This is a genomic window from Pseudomonas vlassakiae, assembly GCF_014269035.2.
GTDB lineage: Bacteria > Pseudomonadota > Gammaproteobacteria > Pseudomonadales > Pseudomonadaceae > Aquipseudomonas > Aquipseudomonas vlassakiae.
Genome location: NZ_JABWRP020000030.1, coordinates 26,907 through 49,232 on the forward strand (window position 1 = coordinate 26,907; position 22,326 = coordinate 49,232).

Genomic DNA, 22,326 nt, shown 5'->3' on the forward strand with positions numbered 1-22,326 from the left:
CGGTGAATAAATGCCGCTGAGAACAGACACCGAGGGTAACTGATCAAATTATGACCAGAGCCTTGCAGGCCTTGTGAATAAAGGGATAGCGCGAGATGCCACCATGTTTTCCACAGGCGGCTCCACATTAATCGTGGACAAGATCTGCCCTGTGGAAACAAAGGCTTGCGGGGGGATCGTAGCGTGGCGCGAGAAACATATGCGACAAGTTGTCCACATTGAACAAAGGGGCTGCAGTGCAGCCCCGGCTATCGCTCAATGCCCGCCGAGATACGCGTTGCGGACCTCTTCGTTGACCAGCAGTTCCTGCCCCGTCCCGCTCATGCGGATTTGCCCGTTGACCATCACGTAAGCCCGGTCCGACAGCTTCAGCGCATGGTTGGCGTTCTGTTCCACCAGGAAGATCGTCATCCCGCTCCTGGCCAGCTCGCGCAGGGTCGCGAAGATCTGCTTGACCACGATCGGCGCCAGCCCCAGCGATGGCTCGTCCAGCAACAGCAGCTTCGGCCGGCTCATCAGTGCCCGGGCAATAGCCAGCATCTGCTGTTCGCCACCGGACATGGTCATGGCCCGCTGGTTACGCCGCTCCTTCAGGCGCGGGAACAGCTCGAACATGCGCTGCATGTCTTCAGCAGCGTACTTGTCGCCGATGGGGATGGTCCCCATCATCAGGTTCTCTTCAACCGTCATGTCGGGAAACACCCGGCGCCCTTCCGGCGATTGGGCAATGCCATTGGAGGCAATGTAGTGCGACGACTTGCGGGTGATGTCGGTGCCCCGGTAGACGATATGCCCCGCCGCCGCCCGCGGCTGGCCGAAGATCGACATCAGCAGGGTCGACTTGCCGGCGCCGTTGGCACCGATCAGGCTCACCGTCTCGCCTTCGTTGATGTGCATCGAGACCTTTTTCAGCGCCTGGATCGGCCCGTAGAAGACGTCCAGGTCCTTCAGTTCGAGAATGGGTGCACTCATACCAGTTCCTCTTCGTCTGCACCCAGATAGGCGGCGATCACCGTCGGGTTGTGGCGGATATCCTGCGGCGCGCCTTCGGCAATCACGTTGCCGTGATCGAGCACGACGATGTGGTCGGAAATGCTCATGACCATGCCCATGTCGTGTTCGATCAGCACCACGGTGATGTCATGCTCGTCACGCAGCACGCGGATCATCTGGCTCAGGGCTTCGGTCTCCTGCGGGTTGAGGCCGGCAGCCGGCTCGTCCAGGCAGATGATCTTCGGCCGTGTGCACATGGCCCGGGCGATTTCCAGGCGGCGCTGCTGGCCGTAGGACAGCTCGCCAGCCAGGCGGTTGGCGCAGTCGACCAGGTCGACCACTTCCAGCCAGTAGAACGCGTGGTCGAGGGCGTCGCTTTCGGCCTTGCGATAGGCCTTGGTGTTGAGCACCCCGGCCAGCAAGTTGCGGTTGACCCACATGTGCTGGGCCACCAGCAGGTTTTCCACCACCGACATTTCCTTGAACAGGCGAATGTTCTGGAAGGTTCGCGCCAGGCCGGCGCGGTTGACCAGGTGGGTACCGCCGAACATCTTGTAGTACAGGCGGCTGGCAAAGCGCGCAGGTGATACGAAATCCGCAGCCTGGAAGCGCTCGCCAAGCAGCTGGATGACGTTGGTGCGGCTGCCGCGCACGTTCAGCTCGATACGCCCGCCACTGGCCTTGTAGAAGCCGGTCAGGCAGTTGAACACGGTGGTCTTGCCGGCACCATTGGGGCCGATCAGGGCGAAGATCTGGTTGCGCTTGACCTTGAGGCTGACGTCGCTGAGCGCCTTGATGCCGCCGAACTGCATCATCAGGTTGTCGACCGAGAGAATGATTTCGTCGCTCATGGCGCCACTCCTTTACGCGGGGTCACACCGGTACGGCTGATGCGGATCAGCCCACGCGGTCGCCAGATCATCATCAGCACCATCAGCACGCCGAACAGCAGCACACGGTATTCCGAGAAGCTGCGCAGCAGCTCCGGCGCCACGGTCAGCACGAAGGCGGCGATCACCACACCGACGGTCGAGCCCATACCGCCGAGCACGACGATGGCCAGGATCAGTGCCGATTCGAAGAAGGTGAACGACGACGGGTTGACGAAGCCCTGGTAGGTGGCGAAGAACACCCCGGCAAGGCCCGCGGTGGAAGCACCGAGGGTGAACGCCGAGAGCTTGACCAGCACGTGATTCAGCCCCATCGAACGGCAGGCGATCTCGTCTTCGCGCAGTGCTTCCCAGGCACGGCCCACGGGCATGCGGGTCAATCGGTGCTTGATGTACAGCACCGCCAGCACGACGATGAACAGCACGACGTAGATGAACACGAACTTGAGGTTGGCGTTGTAGTCGATGCCGAGGAACTCATGGATCGGCACCCCGCCGTCCTTGGCCCTGCGGCCGAACTCCAGGCCGAAGAAGGTCGGCGATGGCGCCGGCATGCCGTTCGGGCCACCGGTGAACGACAGCCAGTTGTTCAGCACCAGGCGGATGATTTCGCCGAAGCCCAGGGTCACGATCGCCAGGTAGTCACCGTGCATTCGCAGCACCGGGAAGCCGAGGATGCACCCCGCCAGCGCTGCGGCGATGGCCGCCAGCGGCAGCACGCTCCAGAAGCCCAGGCCGAGGTACTGGTAACCCAGCGCCAGGCCGTAGGCACCGATGGCATAGAACGCCACATAGCCCAGGTCGAGCAAGCCGGCGAGGCCGACCACGATGTTCAGGCCCAGGCCCAGCAGCACGTAGATGAGGCCGAGGATGACCACGGTCAGCAGGTACTTGTTGGCGAACACCGGGAAGATGATGGCGATCACCACCAGCGCCGGGATGATGTAGCGCAACCGCGACTTGTAGTCCGGGGCGTTGACGTGCACGCCCGAGCCGCCGCTGTCGAAGCCTTCGAGCATGCGCCGGCCGGCGGCGGTCTGCACGAAGAGGCTGAGCAGGAAGCGCCCGAGCATCACCCCGCCGACCAGCCACGCCACCCGGCGTGGTTCGGCGTTGAAGGTGTAGCCGTCGAGCACCACGCCGACGATCGGGCCGAAAACGATGAGCGCCAGCAGGCCAGCGACGAGGGTCTCCAGCAAGCTGCGTTTGATATCGAAACCGTTGGTTTCGGAGGCAGAGGCAATCTTGGCAATCGACATGTTCACACCTTAGCCACGAGCGGGCGACCCAGCAGGCCTTGTGGGCGGAAGATAAGGATCATCACCAGCAGCGAGAAGCTGAACACGTCCTTGTAGTCGGAGTTGATCAGGCCAGAGAACAGCGACTCGGAAATCCCCAGGATGATCCCGCCGAGCATGGCGCCAGGCAGCGAACCGATGCCGCCCAGTACTGCGGCAGTGAACGCCTTGATACCGATGATGAAGCCAGCATAGAAGTCGAAGGTGCCGTAGTTGAGGGTGATCAGCACGCCGGCCAGGGCGGCCATCACCGCGCCGATGACGAACACATAGGAGATGACCCGGTCAGTGTTGATGCCGAGGATCGAGGCCATCTTGCGGTCTTGCTGGGTAGCGCGGCACATGCGGCCGAGCTTGGTGTACTTGATCACATAGGTCAGCAGGCCCATACCGACGAACGCCGCCACCAGGATGAAGATCTTGGTGTAGGTCAGTTGCACGAAGCCGGTGCCGACCTCGATGCGCATGGCGCCTTCGAGCAGGGTCGGCACGCCTTGCTGGCGGGCACCCTGGCTGATCTGTGCGTAGTTCTGCAGGATCAGCGAGATACCGATGGCACTGATCAGCGGTGCCAGGCGGGTGGAGTTGCGCAGGGGTTTGTAGGCGATGCGCTCGATGGTGAAGCCATACACGCCGGTGACGACGATGGTGAACAACAGCGTGCCCAGCATCAGCAGGGGGAACGACTCGATACCGAAGTAAGCCAGCAATGCCAGGCTGATCGCCGCGAGGTACGCGGAGATCATGTACACCTCGCCGTGCGCGAAGTTGATCATGCCGATGATGCCATAGACCATTGTGTAGCCGATGGCGATCAGGCCATAGACCGACCCGAGGGTCAGGCCGTTGACCAGTTGCTGCAGGAAAATACCATCCATAACGCAATCTCACCTGAGCGAGACTGCACGCGCAGCGACTACCAGATGCCACGGATGAAGCGGGACTGGCAGCGCAGAACCGTGCAGGTCTCCGAATAAGGACAGGTACCGCAGGGGCAATGGCCCGGACCGGCGTCCGGGCCAGCTGCCGTTATTATTTTTGTTTTTCCAGCTGGTGGTACTTGCCGTCCTTGTCCCACTGGTAGACCACGTAGTCGGATACGGTCAGGTCGCCCTTGCTGTCCCACTTCTTCTCGCCCATGACGGTCTTGACCGGGTTGGCCTTGAGCCACTTGGCGGCGTCTTCGCCCTTGTTCGACTTGGCGCCGTTGAACGCGGCGGCCAGCGCCTGCAGCGAAGCGTAGGCGTACAGGGTGTAACCTTCAGGCTCGGTACCGGCCTTGCGGAACTCTTCCACCACCGCCTTGCTGTCCGGCAGCAGGCGCGGGTCGGCGCCGAAGGTCATGTACACGCCATCGACGTACTGGGCGCCACCGGCGGTGGACACCAGTTCGTCGGTGACGATGCCGTCATCGGACATGAACTTGACATCCTTCAGGCCCTGCTCGCGCAGCTGGCGCACCAGCGGGCCGGCTTCCGGGTGCAGGCCACCGAAGTAGACCACGTCGGCGCCAGCCGCACGGATCTTGGTGACCACGGCGCTGAAGTCTTTCTCGCCACGGGTCAGGCCTTCATACAGCACCGGCTTGACGCCACGCTTCTCCAGCTGTGCCTTGGTGGCATCGGCCAGGCCCTGGCCATAGGTGTCCTTGTCGTGCAGCACCGCGACCTTCTTGCCCTTGAGCACGTCGACGATGTAGTCGCCGGCGACGATGCCCTGCTGGTCGTCACGGCCGCACATGCGGAACATGGCAGAAAGGCCGCGCTCGGTAACTTGCGGGTTGGTGGAGCCGGGGGTGATGGCGATCACGCCGGCTTCGTCATACACCTCGGAAGCCGGGATGGTGTTGGAGGAACAGAAGTGACCGACCACGCCGATCACCTTGTCCTGGTCGACCAAGCGGTTGGCCACGGCCACGGCCTGCTTTGGCTCGCAGGCGTCATCGCCCTTCACCAGGACGATCTTCTCGCCATTCACGCCACCGGCGGCGTTGATCTTGTCCGCCGCGGCCTGCGCACCTTTCATGTATTGCTCGCCAAACGCTGCGTTGGCCCCGGTCATCGGGCCCGCGACGCCGATCTTGACGTCGGCCTGAACATACGAAGAAACACCCAAGGCCGTGGCGATGGCCAGAGCCAGGAAACCCTTCTTGTAAAACGTCTGCGACATGAGGTGGTGCTCCTAGAGTTTTTTTTGGTTGGCACTACAACTTCTCAGCCCTGTGCTCAGAGCAAGGGCCGTGCCATCGGTTTTGTCTTCCGGGAAAACACACTGCAGAGGTCGCCCCAAGGCGACCGACGGCCTTTCCTTTATTGAGCGTGCAACCGTCTGCCACGCGGCAGGCGCCACCCTACGTACAGACAAGGCGCAACCAGCAAGTGCCATCATTGCAACCCCGGCAAGTGTTTACGTGCAACCACCCTGTAACAGTGGACGTCACCGAAGTGCACACCGCTGGTGCGCAACTGCTACAGGCAGCACTGTTTCAAGGCTAGCGGGTGCACGGAAAAAGCCACTAGTTTTGGCGGTTAAGCCCCTTTCGCAGGCTCGCCCGCTCCCAGAGAGGCCGGCCCAGACACAACAGGATCGAAAAGACTGGCACAATGTCCACCATTCGCCGTTTCCGGAGCCACCTTTGATGAGCGAGAGCGCATTCGCCGAGCGCATCGTGCACAACCTGCTCGACACCGACTTCTACAAGCTCACCATGATGCAGGGCGTGCTACACAACTACCCGGACGCCGACGTCGAATGGGAATTCCGCTGCCGCAACGGCGAGGACCTGCGCCCCTACCTAGGCGAGATTCGCCACCAGCTGGAACGTCTCAGTGACCTGACGCTGGATGATGGCCAGCCGGCCTTCCTCGAACGCATCAGCTTCCTCAAGCCCGACTTCCTGCGCTTTCTGCGCCTGTTCCGCTTCAACCTGCGCTATGTGCGCCTTGGCATCGACAACGAGCAGCTGTACCTGCGCCTGAAAGGCCCCTGGCTGCACGTGATCCTGTTCGAAGTGCCGCTACTGGCCATCATCAGCGAGGTGCGCAACCGCCATCTGCACCCGCGCATGCGCCTGGCCGAAGCCCGCGATCAGCTGTACCGCAAGTTCGACTGGCTGCGCGCCCACGCCAGCGACGACGAGCTGGCCGAGCTGCAGGTGGCCGACTTCGGTACCCGCCGGCGCTTTTCCAGCCGTGTGCAGGAGGACGTGGTGCGTGTGCTGCGCGACGACTTCCCGGGCCGCTTCGTCGGCACCAGCAATGTCGACCTGGCCTGGAAACTGGATATCAAGCCACTGGGCACCATGGCCCACGAGTGGATCATGGCCCACCAGCAACTCGGCCCACGGCTGATCGACAGCCAGATCGCCGCCCTGGACTGCTGGGTCCGCGAGTACCGAGGGCTGCTCGGCATCGCCCTGACCGACTGCATCACCATGGATGCCTTCCTCAACGATTTCGACTTGTACTTCGCCAAGCTGTTCGACGGCCTGCGGCATGACTCGGGCGAGCCGGTGGCCTGGGCGGAAAAGGCCATCGCCCATTACCAGAAGCTGGGTATCGACCCGATGACCAAGACCCTGGTGTTCTCCGATGGGCTCAACCTGACCCGCTCACTGGAAATCTTCCGTGCCCTGCGCGGTCGCATCAATGTCAGCTTCGGTATCGGCACCAACCTTACCTGTGACATCCCGGGTGTGGCGCCCATGAACATCGTGCTTAAAATGACCGACTGCAACGGCTCGCCGGTGGCGAAGATTTCGGACGAGGCCGCCAAGACCCAGTGCCGTGACCACAACTTCGTCGCCTACCTGCGTCACGTATTCAAAGTCCCCAGCAAGGAGTAACCCATGCAAGCGGTTCAGCAGGAAATTGCCCAGGCGCTGAAAGTACAGCCGCCGTTCGCCGACGCCGCTGCGCTCGAGGCCGAAGTCGCCCGGCGCGTGGCGTTCATCAAGGACTGCCTGGCCAATGCCCGGCTCAAGACCCTGGTGCTGGGCATCAGCGGCGGCGTCGATTCGCTGACTGCCGCCCTGCTCGCCCAGCGCGCCATCAACGAGCTGCGTGCCGAAACCGGCGACCAGGCCTACACCTTCATCGCCGTGCGCCTGCCGTACCAGGTACAGCATGACGAGCACGACGCCCAGGCCTGCCTCGAGGTGATCAAGGCCGATGAAGTGCACACCGTGGATATCGCCCCGGCCGTGCGTGCATTGGCAGCGGAAGTGGCGGAGTTGAAGAACGGCTCGCCAACCCTGGTGGACTTCGTGGTCGGCAACGTCAAGGCACGGACGCGCATGGTCGCCCAGTACACCATCGCCGGCGCTCGCGCAGGCCTGGTGATAGGCACCGACCACGCCGCCGAGGCGGTGATGGGCTTCTTTACCAAGTTCGGTGACGGCGCTTGCGACCTGGCGCCGCTGAGCGGGTTGGTGAAGAACCAGGTGCGGGCGATCGCACGCAGCTTCGGCGCGCCGGAGTCGCTGGTGGAGAAGGTGCCGACTGCCGACCTGGAAGACCTGGAACCGGGCAAGCCGGACGAAGCGTCCCATGGCGTGACCTACCAACAGATCGATGCCTTCCTCCATGGGCAGCCGGTGGATCAGGCAGCGTTCGACATCATCGTCGCCACCTACCGCAAGACCCAGCACAAGCGCGAACTGCCGTTCGCCCCGTGAAAACGACCGGGGCCGCTAAGCGGCCCCGGTTTTCACTGCATGCTTACTTGAGCGTGACAGTGCCTTTCATCATCGAGATGTGGCCTGGGAACGAGCAGAAGAAGCCGTACTCTGTGCCAGCAACCAGCTTGGACACATCAAAAGTCACCGAGTCTTTTTCGCCAGCACCAATGATCTTGGTATGGGCGATGATGCGCGCATCACCTTCCTTCAGGTAGTTCTTCTCGATCCCTGCGCTTAGGCCGTCGGTAGCGATCGGCTGCATGTCAGCTGCTTTGCTGATGACCACGTTGTGGCCCATGACGTTCTTCGGCAGGTTGCCGGAGTGGGTCAGTTCGACGGTGAAGTCCTTGCAGCTCTTGTCGATGACGATGTCCTTGGTGTTAAACGACATCTGGTCAGTCGAGTCGATAGTGACTTTGCACTCGGCTGCGAAGACAGAAGCGCTGGCGAGGGTCAGCAGGGATACCGCTACAGCTTTCGCAAACATCATGAATCTCCTTGGCAGGGTTTTATCAATTGCGAGACTGCCTGAAACCGTTCAGCCCCCTGCTGATATGGGTCAAGGGGGTGTCAAGTGGCCAGCCAGTAGAATTGTTCAATGGATTGTATACAACCAATCTAAGGGCACATCATGCCCTTTTAATGGACGATGGGACAACCACTGATTTAGGAGCAATCGCAATGTCCCTTTCAACTTTCATGAATAGCCTGCTTGCCGCCTACGCCCACGGTGCCACGGGCGCCAGCTGTGAATTCTCCCGTCCGGAGTGAAACCAGCCTTGGAACCGACGGGCATGCGCCGTACCCTGTCGCCCTGAGTGACTGGAGATGAGCAATGCCTGTACGTTCCGTATGTGTCTTCTGCGGCGCCAGCATCGGCGCCAACCCTGCCTACCGTGAAGCGGCCATCGCGCTGGGCCAGGCCATTGCCCGCCGCGGCCTGACCCTGGTCTACGGCGGAGGTGCGGTCGGCCTGATGGGTACCGTCGCCGACGCGGCCATGGCTGCGGGCGGCGAGGTGATCGGGGTCATTCCCGAAAGCCTGATGAACGCCGAGATCGGCCACAAGGGCTTGAGTCGCCTGGAAGTGGTAGACGGCATGCACGCGCGCAAGGCACGCATGGCCGAGCTGAGCGACGCCTTCATCGCCTTGCCGGGTGGCCTGGGTACGCTGGAGGAGCTGTTCGAGGTGTGGACCTGGGGGCAACTGGGTTATCACGCCAAGCCGCTGGGGCTGCTCGATGTGAATGGCTTCTATGAGAAGCTCGGTGGCTTCCTCGACCATATCGTCGAAGAAGGTTTCGTGCGGCCGCAGCATCGGGCCATGCTGTTGCTGGCGCAGCGGGCAGATGAGCTGCTGGACGGGATGGAGCGGTTCGAGTCGCCGGTGCTGCCCAAATGGGTCGACAAGAAGCCTGACTGATCCCGATCAGCAGGCCAACACCTAACCTGTGGGAGCGGGTTCATCCGCTCCCACAGGTTTCTCTACCGGCCTGCAAAATCAGCGCGGGATGACGGGCTGACGCGGCTTCTTGCCCTTGCCGCCACCACCCTTGGCGGCTTCCTTACGCTCCTTGGCAGCCTGCTGGCTGCGGGCGAATGCCTCGGCCTTGGCCTTCTCGCGCTTGTCCCACGGCTTGCTGCCATCACTGCCCCGCGGTGGCAGGCCGGTGTGCTGGGTGAGGATCTTCTGATCCTTGCCCACCTTGTGGCTGCCGGCCGGGGTCGAGTTCTTGCGGCGCGCGCTCTGGTACGTGTCGGTCTGCGGCTGGTGCAGCGGGATCAGCTGGTGCTTGCCCGGCCCGATCAGGTCGGCACGGCCCATGCGCTGCAGCGCTTCACGCAGCATCGGCCAGCCCTTCGGATCGTGATAGCGCAGGAACGCCTTGTGCAGGCGGCGCTGCTCGTCGCTCTTGACGATCTCCACCCCTTCGCTCTTGTACGTGACCTTGCGCAGCGGGTTCTTTCCCGAGTGGTACATGGCCGTGGCCGACGCCATCGGCGACGGGTAGAAGGCTTGCACCTGGTCGGCGCGGAAGCCGTTGCCCTTGAGCCACAGGGCCAGGTTCATCATGTCTTCGTCGGTGGTGCCTGGGTGCGCGGCGATGAAGTACGGGATCAGGTACTGTTCCTTGCCCGCCTCTTTGGAGAACTTCTCGAACATGCGCTTGAAGCGATCGTAGGTGCCGATGCCCGGCTTCATCATCTTGTCCAGCGGGCCACGCTCGGTATGCTCCGGAGCGATCTTCAGGTAGCCGCCAACGTGGTGGGTCACCAGCTCCTTGACGTACTCCGGCGATTCCACCGCCAGGTCGTAGCGCAGGCCCGAGGCGATCAGGATCTTCTTCACACCCGGCAAGGCGCGGGCCTTGCGGTACAGCTCGATCAACGAGCTGTGGTCGGTGTTGAGGTTCTCGCAGATGCCCGGGAACACGCAGGACGGCTTGCGGCAGTGCTTCTCGATGTCGTGGCTCTTGCAGGCGATGCGGTACATGTTGGCGGTCGGGCCGCCAAGGTCCGAAACCACGCCGGTGAAGCCGGGCACCTTGTCACGCATCTCCTCGATCTCGTTGAGGATTGATTCGTGGGAACGGTTCTGGATGATGCGGCCTTCGTGCTCGGTGATCGAGCAGAAGGTGCAGCCACCGAAGCAGCCACGCATGATGTTTACCGAGAAACGGATCATCTCGTAGGCCGGGATGCGCTCCTTGCCGTAGGCCGGGTGTGGCACACGGGCATAAGGCATGCCGAATACGTAGTCCATTTCCTCGGTGCTCATCGGAATGGGTGGCGGGTTGAACCACACATCCACCTCACCGTGCTTCTGCACCAGGGCGCGGGCATTGCCCGGGTTGGTTTCCAGATGCAGCACACGGTTGGCGTGCGCATAGAGCACCGGGTCGTTCCGCACCTTCTCGAACGACGGCAGGCGGATCACCGACTTTTCCCGGGTAACGCTCGGGCTGTCGAGGATCTGCACCACCTTGGCTTCGTTCGGGTCTTCCTGTTCGCCCTTGGCCTGCTCGATGGCGCAGGCCTGGGTGTCCTGGGTGTTCACGTACGGGTTGATGATCTTGTCGACACGGCCGGGGCGATCGATACGGGTCGAGTCGATCTCGTACCAGCCTTGCGGCGTGTCACGGCGCACGAAGGCGGTACCGCGTACGTCGGTGATGGTCTCGATCTTCTCGCCATTGGCCAGGCGCTGGGCCACTTCGACCACCGCACGTTCGGCGTTGCCGAACAGCAGGATGTCGGCGCTGGCGTCGATCAGGATCGAATGGCGGACTTTGTCCTGCCAGTAGTCGTAGTGGGCGATGCGGCGCAGCGAAGCCTCGATGCCGCCGAGCACGATCGGCACGTGCTTGTAGGCTTCCTTGCAGCGCTGGCTGTACACCAGGCTGGCGCGGTCCGGACGGCTGCCGGCCAACCCGCCGGGGGTGTAGGCGTCGTCGGAACGGATTTTCTTGTCCGCGGTGTAGCGGTTGATCATCGAGTCCATGTTGCCGGCGGCCACGCCGAAGAACAGGTTCGGCTCGCCAAGCTTCATGAAGTCGTCTTTCGACTGCCAGTTCGGCTGGGCGATGATGCCCACGCGGAAGCCCTGGGCTTCCAGCAGGCGGCCGATGATGGCCATGCCGAACGAAGGGTGATCGACGTAGGCATCACCGGTCACGATGATGATGTCGCAGGAATCCCAGCCGAGCAGATCCATCTCCTCCCTGCTCATCGGCAGGAAAGGTGCTGGCCCGAAGCATTCGGCCCAGTACTTGGGATAGTCGTAGAGTGGTTTGGCTGCTTGCATGTCAGTGACCGGTTCTGGTGTGCAGGGAAATCGCGGGCGCGGAATATAGCACAAATTTTGACCAAATCCGACGGTGGTTGTCGGATTCACGAAGCTGAGGCTTATTCGTCGTCGTCGAAGTTGTACATGCCCGGCGCGAGGTTCTCGAAGCGGGTGTACTTGCCGATGAACGCCAGGCGCACGAAGCCGATGGGGCCGTTACGCTGCTTGCCGATGATGATTTCCGCCACGCCCTTGTGCTCGGTCTCGGGGTGGTACACCTCGTCGCGGTACACGAACATGATCACGTCGGCGTCCTGCTCGATCGCACCGGATTCACGCAAGTCGGAGTTGACCGGGCGTTTGTTCGGGCGCTGTTCCAGGGAGCGGTTCAGCTGCGACAGGGCAATCACCGGGCAGTTGAATTCCTTGGCCAGGGCCTTTAGGGAGCGGGAGATTTCGGAAATCTCGTTGGTCCGGTTGTCACCGGCCGAACCCGGGATCTGCATCAGCTGCAGGTAGTCGACCATGATCATGGCGATCTCGCCGTGCTCACGGGCCAGGCGGCGGGTACGCGCACGCATTTCCGAGGGGCTGATACCGGCGGTATCGTCGATGAACAGCTTGCGATCGTTGAGCAGGTTGACTGCCGAGGTCAGGCGCGGCCAGTCGTCGTCATCCAGCTGGCCGGAACGCACCTTGGTCTGGTCGATGCGGCCCAGGGACGAGAGCATACGCATGATCAGCGATTCACCTGGCATCTCGAGGGAGAACACCAGCACCGCCTTGTCGGTACGCAGGACGGCGTTTTCCACCAGGTTCATGGCGAAGGTGGTCTTACCCATCGACGGTCGACCGGCGACGATGATCAGGTCGGCCGGCTGCAGGCCGCTGGTCTTCTCGTCGAGGTCGGTGAAGCCGGTGGACACGCCCGTGATGTCGCTGTCGGAGTTGAACAGCGTATCGATGCGGTCGATGGCCATGGTCAGCAGTTCGTTGACACCCACCGGGCCACCGGTTTTAGGCCGCGCCTCGGCGATCTGGAAGATCTGCCGCTCGGCATCGTCGAGGATTTCCTCGGCGTTGCGCCCTTGCGGGTTGAAGGCGTTGTCAGCGATGTCGGTACTGATGCTGATCAGCTGGCGCAGGGTCGCCCGCTCGCGAATGATCGCGGCGTAGGCCTTGATGTTGGCCACCGAGGGGGTGTTCTTGGCCAGTTCGGCCAGGTATGCCAGGCCGCCAACCTGTGACGAAAGGCCTTCCTTGTCCAGCTGCTCGTGCAGGGTCACCACGTCGAATGGCTGGTTGGCGTCGGCCAACTTGTGCACGGCACGGAAGATCAGGCGGTGGTCATGCCGATAGAAATCGCCATCCGAGACCTGGTCCAGTACCCGCTCCCAGGCGTTGTTGTCCAGCATGAGGCCACCGAGCACGGCCTGTTCGGCCTCGATGGAATGCGGCGGCACCTTCAGGGCAGCGGTTTGCAGGTCGAGCTGTTCGGAGTTGGTGATCTCGTTCATGGCCACGAAAGAATTCTGGAGGATGAAAAAGACAAAGGGCACGGCCTGAGTGAACAGGACCGTGCCCGATGTTAACCGGCTATCCCGTGAGGGACCACCAGTCAGCGCAGCTTAGGCAGCTACGACGACCACACGTACGGTGGCTTCAACGTCGCTGTGCAGGTGCACGGCTACGTCGTATTCGCCAACCTGACGGATGGTGCCGTTCGGCAGACGAACTTCAGCTTTAGCCACTTCAACGCCGGAGGCGGTCAGGGCGTCAGCGATGTCGTGGGTGCCGATCGAACCGAACAGCTTGCCTTCGTCGCCAGCGGTGGCAGTGATGGTCACTTCCAGCTCGGCCAGTTGGGCAGCACGGCTTTCAGCCGAAGCTTTACGCTCAGCAGCTGCTTTTTCCAGCTCGGCGCGACGCTCTTCGAACGCAGCCAGGTTGGCGGCGTTGGCAACGGTGGCCTTGCCGAATGGCAGCAGGAAGTTACGGCCGTAACCAGCCTTAACTTTAACTTTGTCGCCCAGGTTGCCCAGGTTAGCGACTTTTTCCAGCAGGATCAGTTCCATTTGGTAAAACCTCTTAACTTTTAACCTTCACCGTTCGCGGAGTCTTTCCCCGGAGGGGACTTGCGACCGCGAAAATCAATCAGGCTGTCGACAATGGCCAGGACCATCAGCAACGGGTAGATCAGCTGCATGATCAGCGGCAACGTCACGTACATGCCCACCAGCCAGAAACCGGCCAGTCGCCCCTGTGCCACGAGGCCGTGCATCAAGGCGATGCCAGCCAGCACCAGTACCAGGCTCGATGCCGATGCCAAGATGATGAACTGCGACCCGATAAACGGAGCCACCACCATCACTGCCACCAAGACCGCCATGGTCTGCTTCGGCAACCTCAGTTCGCGAAATTCGCGACCGAAGCCTCCAGGGTTGTACAACGCTGCTTGCCAATAACGCGCCAGCACCAGGGCCAACACGCTGAACAATTGCACCGTCACTGCTGTGGAAGCGACCAGCACAGGGCGGATCAGCTCACCGGAGAGCACCGGCTCCCCTTCGATTTTCGGCATGGCTTCGGCAAACGCCTTGGCCAGCACATCGAAGGTCTGTGCCAATGCCATGTCGAGCACGAGGCTGAAAACCACGGCAAACACGGCACTGGCGACCAGCACACGGCTCCAGGGATGCTCGGCGCGCAACAGCGCGGCCAGGCCCAGGGCACCGGCGATCACCAGGAAGGTGATCGGATCGCCCATCAACCACACGGCCAGCCCGGCCAGCAGGCCGCCGGCGATGACCGTTGAAGCATCCTTGAACCCACGCCGCAGCAGCACTAGGCTGCCGGCAGCGGCACTCAACCAGAACAGCAGCGGCAGTACCGCGCTGATGACCACCACCAGGGTGGCCTGCACACGACCGCGCATGATGAAACTTGCTAACGCTCGCATGCTAATCCCTTACTGCTTGTCGACGACCCGGTCTCAGCGGCCGTGGCTGTCGGTGTAGGGCAGCAGGGCCAGGAAGCGGGCGCGCTTGATAGCGGTAGCCAGCTGACGCTGATAACGAGCTTTGGTACCGGTGATACGGCTTGGAACGATCTTGCCGGTTTCGGATACGTAAGCTTTCAGGGTGTTGAGATCTTTGAAGTCGATCTCTTTCACGTCTTCAGCAGTGAAGCGGCAGAATTTACGACGACGGAAGAAACGTGCCATTTAATAGGCTCCTCTAAAGGTCCGTGGATTACTCGTCAGCGTTATCGCTGGAGTCGCTGTCATTGCTGTCGTCGCCGTCGGCGGATTCAGCATGCTCAGGACGCTCACGACGCTCACGGCGCTCGCTGCGGTTTTCTTCAGCCTTCAGCATCTCGGACTGGCCGGTTACGGCTTCGTCGCGACGGATGACGAGGTTACGGATAACGGCATCGTTGTAGCGGAAGTTGTCTTCCAGCTCGGCCAGGGCCTTGCCGGTGCACTCAACGTTCAGCATCACGTAGTGAGCCTTGTGAACATTGTTGATTGCGTAGGCCAGTTGACGACGGCCCCAGTCTTCCAGGCGGTGGATCTTGCCGCCATCTTCTTCGATCAGCTTGGTGTAACGCTCAACCATGCCGCCGACTTGCTCGCTCTGGTCCGGGTGAACCAGGAAGATGATTTCGTAATGACGCATGAATGCTCCTTACGGGTTAGTAGTCTGCCAGCGAATCTGGTCAGACAAGGAGTGAATGACACTGTATGTCTTGCACGGAGGGGAGGCACATGCGCGCCTGCCAGCTCGGCAAGGGGCGCAATTGTAGAGAAGGCAAGACGCACAAGCAAGGTGATTGGTGAATATTTGAACAGCCTGAAACATATTCACAGGCCATCGGCCCTTTCGCGGGTGAACCGCTGCCACAGGTACGGCACAGGATTCAGACCTTGCGCAAACCTGTGGCAGCGGGTTTACCCGCGAAAGGGCCAGAACAGGCTTCAGCGGTCAGCGCTTGGCCTGGCGCTGACGCACGGCCTCGAACAGGCAGACGCCCGTCGCCACCGACACGTTGAGGCTGCTGACACTACCGCTCATCGGCAACTTGACCAGGAAATCGCAATGTTCACGGGTCAGCCGGCGCATGCCCTTGCCTTCCGCGCCCATGATCATCACCAGCGGGCCGGTCAGGTCCTGCTGGTAGATCTCCTGCTCAGCTTCGCCAGCCGTGCCAACCACCCACAGGCCACGCTGTTGCAGTTTCTCCAGGGTGCGCGCCAGGTTGGTCACGGCCACCAGTGGAATCACTTCGGCCGCGCCGCAGGCCACCTTGCGCACGACCGGCGTCAGGGTCGCCGACTTGTCCTTGGGCACGATCACCGCCGTGGCACCGGCCGCATCGGCGGTGCGCAGGCAAGCGCCAAGGTTATGCGGGTCGGTCACGCCATCCAGCACCAGGATCAGTGGCGGCGTCTCGCTGCGCTCGAGCAGTTCCTCCAGCATCAACTCGCCCCACACCTGGCTCGGGCTGACCTCGGCAACCACGCCCTGGTGCACGCCTTCGACCCAGGCATCCAGCTCACGGCGCTCGGCCTGGCCGACCGGCACGCGGTTTTCCGCGGCCAGCTCCAGCAACGCCTGGATGCGCGGCTCGCTGCGCCCTTCCGACAGCCAGATCTGCTTGACCCGCTTCGGATGGTGTTGCAGCAATGCCTGCACGGCGTGCACGCCGTAGATCTTTTCCAGCTGACTCATGACTTGTTCTTGCTCTTGCGTGGCGCGCCGGACTTCGACGGGCCTTTACGGTGCTTGGTCGGCTTGCCGGACGACTTGCCGCCCTTGTCCGCCTTGCTGTTGGCGTGGCCGCTGGTGCGCGCCTCGCTCATCAGCGCCTTCTTCATTTCACGGCTCTTGCGCACTTCGGCGTTGCGCTGCACGGCGTCTTTCGGGAAGTACGCTTCGGCGGTTTCGCTCTTGCGGCTGCGCGGCTTTGGCGTGGCCTTGGCCTCGGCCACTGGCTCGGACTTGCCGGCTATTGGCGCCGCAGCACCACGCCCCTTGCGTCCGATCGGCGCACTGAGCTGCTGCTCGGAGACTTCGAAGTCGATCTTGCGTTCATCGAGGTCGACGCGCATGACCTTGACCTCGATGGTGTCGCCCAGGCGGAAGCTACGCCCGGTGCGCTCGCCCGACAGGCGATGGTGCACCGGGTCGAAGTGGTAGTAGTCGCCCGGCAACGCACTGACGTGCACCAGGCCTTCCACATAGATATCGGTCAGCTCGACGAACAGGCCAAAGCCGGTGACTGCCGTGATCACACCTGGGAAGGTCTCGCCCACGCGATCCTTCATGAACTCGCACTTGAGCCAGTTGACCACGTCACGGGTGGCTTCATCGGCACGGCGCTCGGTCATCGAGCACTGCTCACCGAGCTGGTCGAGCGCATTCACGTCATACGGGTAGATACGCGCCTTGGGAATACTCATGGCGCCGGCGCGCTTGACGTGCGGGGTATCGACCTTGGAGCGGATGATGCTGCGGATGGCGCGGTGCACCAGCAGGTCCGGGTAACGGCGGATCGGCGAGGTGAAGTGGGTGTACGCCTCGTAGTTCAAGCCGAAGTGGCCGTTGTTGTCGGTGCTGTACACCGCCTGGCTCAGCGAGCGCAGCATTACGGTCTGGATCAGGTGGAAGTCCGGGCGCCCGGCGATGCTCGCCAGCAGGGCCTGGTAGTCCTTCGGCGACGGGTCCTTGCCCTTGTGCAGGGTCAGGCCCAGCTCGCCGAGGAAGGCGCGCAGTTTTTCCAGGCGCTCGGGCGGCGGGCCGTCGTGCACACGGTAAAGGGCGGGCACTTCATGCTTCTGCAGGAACGCTGCGGTGGCGACGTTGGCCGCCAGCATGCACTCCTCGATCAGCTTGTGGGCATCGTTGCGCACGGTCGGGCGGATTTCCGCGATCTTGCGCTCGTCACCGAAGATGATGCGGGTTTCCTGGGTCTCGAAATCGATGGCACCCCGGGCGTGACGAGCATCCAGCAGCACCTTGTACAGGTTGTACAGGTTCTTGAGATGCGGCACGACTTCCTTGTATTCCTCGCGCAGCGCCTTGCCCTCACGGGTACGGGCATGCTCGAGCATGCTGCTGACCTTGTTGTAGGTCAGGCGGGCATGGGAATGGATCACCCCTTCATAGAACTGGTAGTCGACCATCTGGCCGGCTTTGTTCATGGTCATTTCGCAGACCATGGCCAGGCGGTCGACATGCGGATTCAGCGAGCACAGGCCGTTGGACAGCTCTTCGGGGAGCATCGGCACCACGCGCTCGGGGAAATACACCGAGTTGCCGCGCTGCTGGGCTTCGTTGTCCAGGGCCGAGCCCAGGCGCACGTAGCTGGAGACGTCGGCGATCGCCACGTAGAGGCGCCAGCCGCCAGAGAACATGCGCAGCTTGCCCAAAGGTTCGCAATAGACGGCGTCATCGAAGTCGCGGGCATCCTCGCCGTCGATGGTGACGAACGGCAGGTGGCGCAGGTCGATGCGCTTTTCCTTGTCCTTCTCTTCGACTTCGGAGCGGAACTTGCGCGCTTCCTTGACCACATCGTTGGGCCAGACATGGGGAATGTCATAGCTGCGCAGGGCAACGTCGATTTCCATGCCCGGGGCCATGTAGTTGCCGATCACCTCGACCACATCACCCTGAGGCTGGAAGCGCGGCGTAGGCCAGTGGGTGATCTTGATCTCGACGAACTGGCCAATCTTGGCGCCACCGTTACGCCCGGCCGTCACCAGCACTTCCTGCTGGATCTTCGGGTTGTCCGGGGTCACGTAGCCGATGCCGCCTTCTTCGAAGTAGCGGCCGACCACGCTTTCATGCGCACGGGAGATGACCTCGACCAGCACGCCTTCGCGACGACCACGGCGGTCGACGCCCGAGACGCGGGCCAGGCCGCGGTCGCCGTCGAACACCAGGCGCATCTGCGAAGGGCTGAGGAACAGGTCTTCGCTGCCGTCATCGGGGATCAGGAAGCCAAAGCCGTCACGGTGACCGGAGACACGGCCGCAGATCAGGTCCAGCTTGTCTACCGGGGCATAAGTGCCGCGCCGGGTATAGATAAGCTGGCCGTCACGCTCCATGGCACGCAGGCGGCGGCGCAGGGCTTCGATCTGGTCTTCTTCATAAAGACCGAACTCTGCCGCCAGCTCCTCGCGCGCGGCCGGTTCGCCACGGTCGGCGAGGCGCTGCAGGATCAGCTCACGGCTGGGAATGGGGTTGTCGTATTTTTCCGCTTCGCGAGCGGCCTCGGGATCGAGGGATTGCCAATCGGCCATCAGAAGGGGTTCACCTTGGGGTATATAGATAGGAATTCTGGCATGTGTGTATTGAAACCGGAAATGTCAGCCTTGGACAGCCCCCGCTGCAGTGTGTAGAGAGGAGCAATAGGCCTTCGGAATCAACAAGTTGAATTTTTTGAAATTTTTTTCGCTTGGGGGGTTTACAGCCCCCAGGACCGTCCGTATAGTGCGCACCACAACGACGGACAAGCCCGAAGTTGTAGTAGAGATGAACGGCGCTGTAAAGCATCTTTTATCTCGAATGTGTGCCCAGGTGGCGGAATTGGTAGACGCGCTGGTTTCAGGTATCAGTGACCGCAAGGTCGTGGAAGTTCGAGTCTTCTCCTGGGCACCAAATATTTTCAGGTAACAGATGACCAAGGATCTGTTACTGCTGTGTGAAAGCGAACGATAGTCGCCTTCTCCAGACGATGTAAAGCTTTGCCCAGGTGGCGGAATTGGTAGACGCGCTGGTTTCAGGTATCAGTGACTTAACGGTCGTGGAAGTTCGAGTCTTCTCCTGGGCACCATACAAAAACCCACTAGCTTGCTAGTGGGTTTTTTCTTGCCTGCGATTTTCAAATCCCCTGCCCCAACAGCCACCACAGCCCCCTGTGGGAGCGGGCTTGCCCGCGAAGGGGCCAGCACTGCAGGCACACCCTCATGAGTTGTACCTTCGTCTGCCGATGAATTTCTCGTCACCCGGCCACTTGAGAAACGATTTCGTTTACCATTGTTTCCGAATATGTAGCCGTAAGCGAGGAAGTACCCGCATGACGATCCGCCCGCAACCGCTGATGCGTACACTGGCTGCCGCAGTTCTGAGCCTGGTGATCGGCGCTCCGGCCGCCCTGGCAGATGAACCGGTCACGCTGACCCTGTACAACGGCCAGCACAAGGAAATCGGCGAAGCCATCGCCAAGGCCTACGAGGCCAAGACCGGTATCCATATCAATATCCGCAAGGGCAGCAGCAACCAGCTGGCCAGCCAGATCATCGAGGAAGGCGACCGCTCGCCGGCCGACATCATCTATACCGAAGAATCTCCGCCACTGAACAACCTGGGCGAACTGGGCCTGCTGGCGAAGATCGACGACGCCACGCTGAACATGCTGCCCAAGGAATATGTTGGCGCCAACGGCACCTGGATGGGCGTGACCGCCCGCACCCGCGTGGTGGTGTACAACCCGAAGAAAGTCGACGAAAAAGATCTGCCGACCACCGTGATGGACTTCGCCGGCCCTGAGTGGGAAGGCCGCGTCGGCTACGTGCCAACCAGTGGCGCATTTCAGGAGCAAGCTGTAGCCATCCTGAAGATGCACGGGCGTGAAGCCACCGAAGAATGGCTGACCGGCCTGAAAGCGTTCGGCAAGACCTACACCAACAACATGGTCGCCCTCAAGGCCGTGGAAAAAGGCGAAGTCGCCGCCGTACTGGTCAACAACTACTACTGGTATGCGCTGGAGCGCGAGCGCGGCAAGCTCGACTCCAAGCTCTACTATCTGGCCGACGGCGACGCCGGCAACCTGGTGACCATCTCCGGCGCAGCTGCGGTCAAGGCCAGCAAGCACCCGAAGGAAGCCCAGGCCCTGCTCAACTGGATGGCCAGTGAAGAAGGCCAGCGCGTGATCACCCAGACCACCGCCGAGTACCCGCTGCACAAGGGCATGGTCTCCGACCGCGGCCTGAAGCCGTTCGAAGAGCTGCGCCCGCCAAAGATCTCGCCAGCCGACCTGGGCAACGCCGAGGAAGCGATCGAGCTTGAACGCGAGGTCGGCCTGCTCTGATGACTGCCGCCCTGTCCGAGCCGGTGCCGGTACGTTACGTGCCGCGCCGCAAGCGCCCCTCGATCTGGGTGCTGCTGCCTGTGCTGTTCCTGGTGGCGATGAGCGTGCTGCCGCTGCTGTACGTCGCCATGAAAGCCTGGGAGGCCGGCTGGCGCGAAGCCCTGCACCTGCTCTGGCGCCCCTTCGTCTGGGGGCTGATGCGCAACACCCTGATGCTGATGGCCGGGGTCACGCTGGCGTGCATGGTGGCTGGCCTGGCCCTGGCTTGGCTACTGGAGCGCAGCAACCTGCCCGGCCGCCGGCTGTGGGGCGTGGTGCTGTGCCTGCCGTTCGCGGTGCCGTCGTTCGTCAGCAGCTTCACCTGGGTATCGCTGAGCTCGGACTTCGAAGGCCTGGGCGGTGCGATCCTCGTCATGGCACTGTCCAAGTACCCGCTGGTGTTCCTGCCGGTGGCGGCGACCCTGCGCAACCTCGACACGTCGCTTGAAGAGTCGGCACGCACCCTGGGTTACAGCCGCTGGGGCGTGTTCCGCAAGATCACCCTGCCACTGCTGTGGCCGTCGATGCTGGGCGGTGCACTGCTGATTGCGCTGCACATGCTGGTCGAGTTCGGCGCCTTGTCGATCCTCGGCCTGCAGACCTTCACCACGGCGATCTACCAGCAGTTCGAACTGGAATTCAGCAACGCCAACGCGGCCATGCTTTCGGCCGTACTGCTCGCGCTGTGCCTGCTGATGCTGTGGCTGGAACTGCGCGTGCGCGGCAAAGCCCGTCATGTGCGTATCGGCCAGGGCGTGGCGCGTCGCGGGCAACCGGTGCGGCTGCGCGGCTGGATGCCGTTGGCGCAGCTGTTCTGCCTGGGCCTGGCGATTCTTGGCAGCGGCATTCCGCTGGCCATGCTGGGTTACTGGCTGAGTGTGGGGTCGTCGGCCGCCTTCCCGGTGGCGGCGATCAGCAAAGCGCTGCTGACTTCGCTGTCGGTCTCGCTGGGTGGCGCAGGCTTCTGTGTGCTGCTGGCGCTGCCGGTCAGCTTCCTGGTGGTGCGCTACAAAGGGCGCCTGGCATTGTGGGCCGAACGCTTGCCGTACCTGCTGCATGCCCTGCCCGGCCTGGTGATCGCGCTGACCCTGGTGGTGTTCTCGCTGCACTACGTGCCGGCGCTGTACCAGACCACCGCGCTGTTGCTGCTGGCCTACGCGCTGCTGTTCCTGCCTCTGGCCCAGGCGCCAGTGCGCACGGCACTGAACAAGGCGTCGCCAACCCTAGAAGAAGCAGCCCGCACCTTGGGCGCCAGCAGCTTTGCGGCGTTCTGCCGGGTGACCCTGCCGATCATCTTCCCGGCGCTGGCGGCAGCGTTTGCGCTGGTGTTTCTTGATGCCATGAAGGAACTGACCGCCACCCTGCTGCTCAGCCCGACGGGCATGACCACACTGGCCACAGAGGTCTGGGCACATACCGCCAACGTCGAGTTTGCGGCGGCGGCGCCTTATGCGGCGTTGCTGATTGTGGTTTCGGGGTTGCCGGTGTATTTGCTGACTACCCGGATGTACTTGAACAAGGCTTGAGAACGAATCCAGGCTGGCAAGC

At 62.1% G+C, this 22,326-nt stretch carries 19 protein-coding genes and 2 tRNA genes; 7 read left to right on the forward strand and 14 right to left on the reverse strand.

Annotated features, from left to right (window positions below):
* Positions 1–255: 255 nt before the first annotated feature.
* The 5 genes from HU738_RS24800 to HU738_RS24820 form a co-directional block, all read right to left on the reverse strand.
* The gene (locus HU738_RS24800; protein WP_186604701.1) at positions 256–972 is read right to left on the reverse strand and encodes an ABC transporter ATP-binding protein; all 717 of its coding nucleotides are present in this window, start codon (positions 970–972) and stop codon (positions 256–258) included.
* Complete coding sequence (locus tag HU738_RS24805; RefSeq protein WP_176510017.1) at positions 969–1,844, reverse strand: ATP-binding cassette domain-containing protein; 876 nt, start codon at positions 1,842–1,844, stop codon at positions 969–971. Before HU738_RS24805 ends, HU738_RS24800 begins: the two co-directional genes overlap by 4 nt.
* Positions 1,841–3,142, reverse strand: coding sequence for a high-affinity branched-chain amino acid ABC transporter permease LivM (livM, locus tag HU738_RS24810; protein WP_176510016.1), 1,302 nt, complete (start codon positions 3,140–3,142; stop codon positions 1,841–1,843). The genes HU738_RS24805 and livM overlap by 4 nt, the downstream gene beginning before the upstream one ends.
* Before the next feature lie 2 nt (positions 3,143–3,144).
* The gene (locus tag HU738_RS24815) at positions 3,145–4,059 is read right to left on the reverse strand and encodes an ABC transporter permease subunit (protein ID WP_054887845.1); all 915 of its coding nucleotides are present in this window, start codon (positions 4,057–4,059) and stop codon (positions 3,145–3,147) included.
* Positions 4,060–4,213: 154 nt separating this feature from the next.
* On the reverse strand, positions 4,214–5,350 hold the full coding sequence (locus tag HU738_RS24820; RefSeq protein ID WP_176510015.1) for a branched-chain amino acid ABC transporter substrate-binding protein: 1,137 nt from the start codon (positions 5,348–5,350) through the stop codon (positions 4,214–4,216).
* Between the two features lie 469 nt (positions 5,351–5,819).
* On the opposite strand from HU738_RS24820, the gene pncB reads away from it, so the two are divergent.
* Both pncB and nadE read left to right on the forward strand, forming a co-directional pair.
* On the forward strand, positions 5,820–7,025 hold the full coding sequence (gene pncB, locus HU738_RS24825; protein WP_176510014.1) for a nicotinate phosphoribosyltransferase: 1,206 nt from the start codon (positions 5,820–5,822) through the stop codon (positions 7,023–7,025).
* Positions 7,026–7,028: 3 nt separating this feature from the next.
* Positions 7,029–7,856, forward strand: a complete 828-nt coding sequence (gene nadE / locus HU738_RS24830; RefSeq protein ID WP_176510013.1) for an NAD(+) synthase — start codon at positions 7,029–7,031, stop codon at positions 7,854–7,856.
* A 43-nt stretch (positions 7,857–7,899) separates the two neighbouring features.
* Here nadE and azu read toward each other — a convergent pair whose 3' ends face one another.
* Complete coding sequence (gene azu / locus HU738_RS24835; protein ID WP_186604700.1) at positions 7,900–8,346, reverse strand: azurin; 447 nt, start codon at positions 8,344–8,346, stop codon at positions 7,900–7,902.
* A gap of 348 nt (positions 8,347–8,694) precedes the next feature.
* Between azu and HU738_RS24840 the strand changes: the two genes are divergently transcribed.
* Positions 8,695–9,282, forward strand: coding sequence for a cytokinin riboside 5'-monophosphate phosphoribohydrolase (locus tag HU738_RS24840; protein ID WP_186604697.1), 588 nt, complete (start codon positions 8,695–8,697; stop codon positions 9,280–9,282).
* Between the two features lie 78 nt (positions 9,283–9,360).
* Here HU738_RS24840 and HU738_RS24845 read toward each other — a convergent pair whose 3' ends face one another.
* From HU738_RS24845 to rnr, 8 genes are all read right to left on the reverse strand, one after another.
* Positions 9,361–11,664, reverse strand: coding sequence for a YgiQ family radical SAM protein (locus HU738_RS24845; RefSeq protein ID WP_186604695.1), 2,304 nt, complete (start codon positions 11,662–11,664; stop codon positions 9,361–9,363).
* Positions 11,665–11,765: 101 nt separating this feature from the next.
* On the reverse strand, positions 11,766–13,163 hold the full coding sequence (gene dnaB, locus HU738_RS24850) for a replicative DNA helicase (RefSeq protein ID WP_054887913.1): 1,398 nt from the start codon (positions 13,161–13,163) through the stop codon (positions 11,766–11,768).
* A gap of 111 nt (positions 13,164–13,274) precedes the next feature.
* A complete protein-coding gene (gene rplI / locus HU738_RS24855) occupies positions 13,275–13,721 on the reverse strand; it encodes a 50S ribosomal protein L9 (protein ID WP_054887852.1) in 447 nt (148 codons plus the stop codon).
* A gap of 20 nt (positions 13,722–13,741) precedes the next feature.
* Entirely contained in the window at positions 13,742–14,605 is an 864-nt protein-coding gene (locus HU738_RS24860) for a hypothetical protein (RefSeq protein WP_054887853.1), read from the reverse strand.
* 33 nt (positions 14,606–14,638) lie between these two features.
* The gene (gene rpsR / locus HU738_RS24865; protein ID WP_003249563.1) at positions 14,639–14,869 is read right to left on the reverse strand and encodes a 30S ribosomal protein S18; all 231 of its coding nucleotides are present in this window, start codon (positions 14,867–14,869) and stop codon (positions 14,639–14,641) included.
* A 28-nt stretch (positions 14,870–14,897) separates the two neighbouring features.
* Positions 14,898–15,323 (reverse strand): 30S ribosomal protein S6, encoded by a 426-nt coding sequence (gene rpsF, locus HU738_RS24870; protein ID WP_013974420.1) that lies wholly within the window; start codon positions 15,321–15,323, stop codon positions 14,898–14,900.
* 306 nt (positions 15,324–15,629) lie between these two features.
* The gene (gene rlmB / locus HU738_RS24875; protein WP_027920757.1) at positions 15,630–16,376 is read right to left on the reverse strand and encodes a 23S rRNA (guanosine(2251)-2'-O)-methyltransferase RlmB; all 747 of its coding nucleotides are present in this window, start codon (positions 16,374–16,376) and stop codon (positions 15,630–15,632) included.
* Positions 16,373–18,949, reverse strand: a complete 2,577-nt coding sequence (gene rnr / locus HU738_RS24880; protein WP_186604693.1) for a ribonuclease R — start codon at positions 18,947–18,949, stop codon at positions 16,373–16,375. Before rnr ends, rlmB begins: the two co-directional genes overlap by 4 nt.
* A 271-nt stretch (positions 18,950–19,220) precedes the next feature.
* Here rnr and HU738_RS24885 point away from each other — a divergent pair.
* The 4 genes from HU738_RS24885 to HU738_RS24900 all read left to right on the forward strand — a co-directional run bounded on the left by HU738_RS24885 (position 19,221) and on the right by HU738_RS24900 (position 22,304).
* Positions 19,221–19,307: transfer RNA gene (locus tag HU738_RS24885), tRNA-Leu, on the forward strand.
* Between the two features lie 88 nt (positions 19,308–19,395).
* A tRNA-Leu gene (locus tag HU738_RS24890) sits at positions 19,396–19,482 on the forward strand.
* Between the two features lie 243 nt (positions 19,483–19,725).
* Positions 19,726–20,739: an extracellular solute-binding protein gene (locus HU738_RS24895; RefSeq protein ID WP_186604691.1), complete on the forward strand. Its 1,014-nt coding sequence runs from the start codon at positions 19,726–19,728 to the stop codon at positions 20,737–20,739.
* Positions 20,739–22,304 (forward strand): ABC transporter permease, encoded by a 1,566-nt coding sequence (locus tag HU738_RS24900; RefSeq protein ID WP_186604688.1) that lies wholly within the window; start codon positions 20,739–20,741, stop codon positions 22,302–22,304. Before HU738_RS24895 ends, HU738_RS24900 begins: the two co-directional genes overlap by 1 nt.
* Positions 22,305–22,326: the final 22 nt, after the last annotated feature.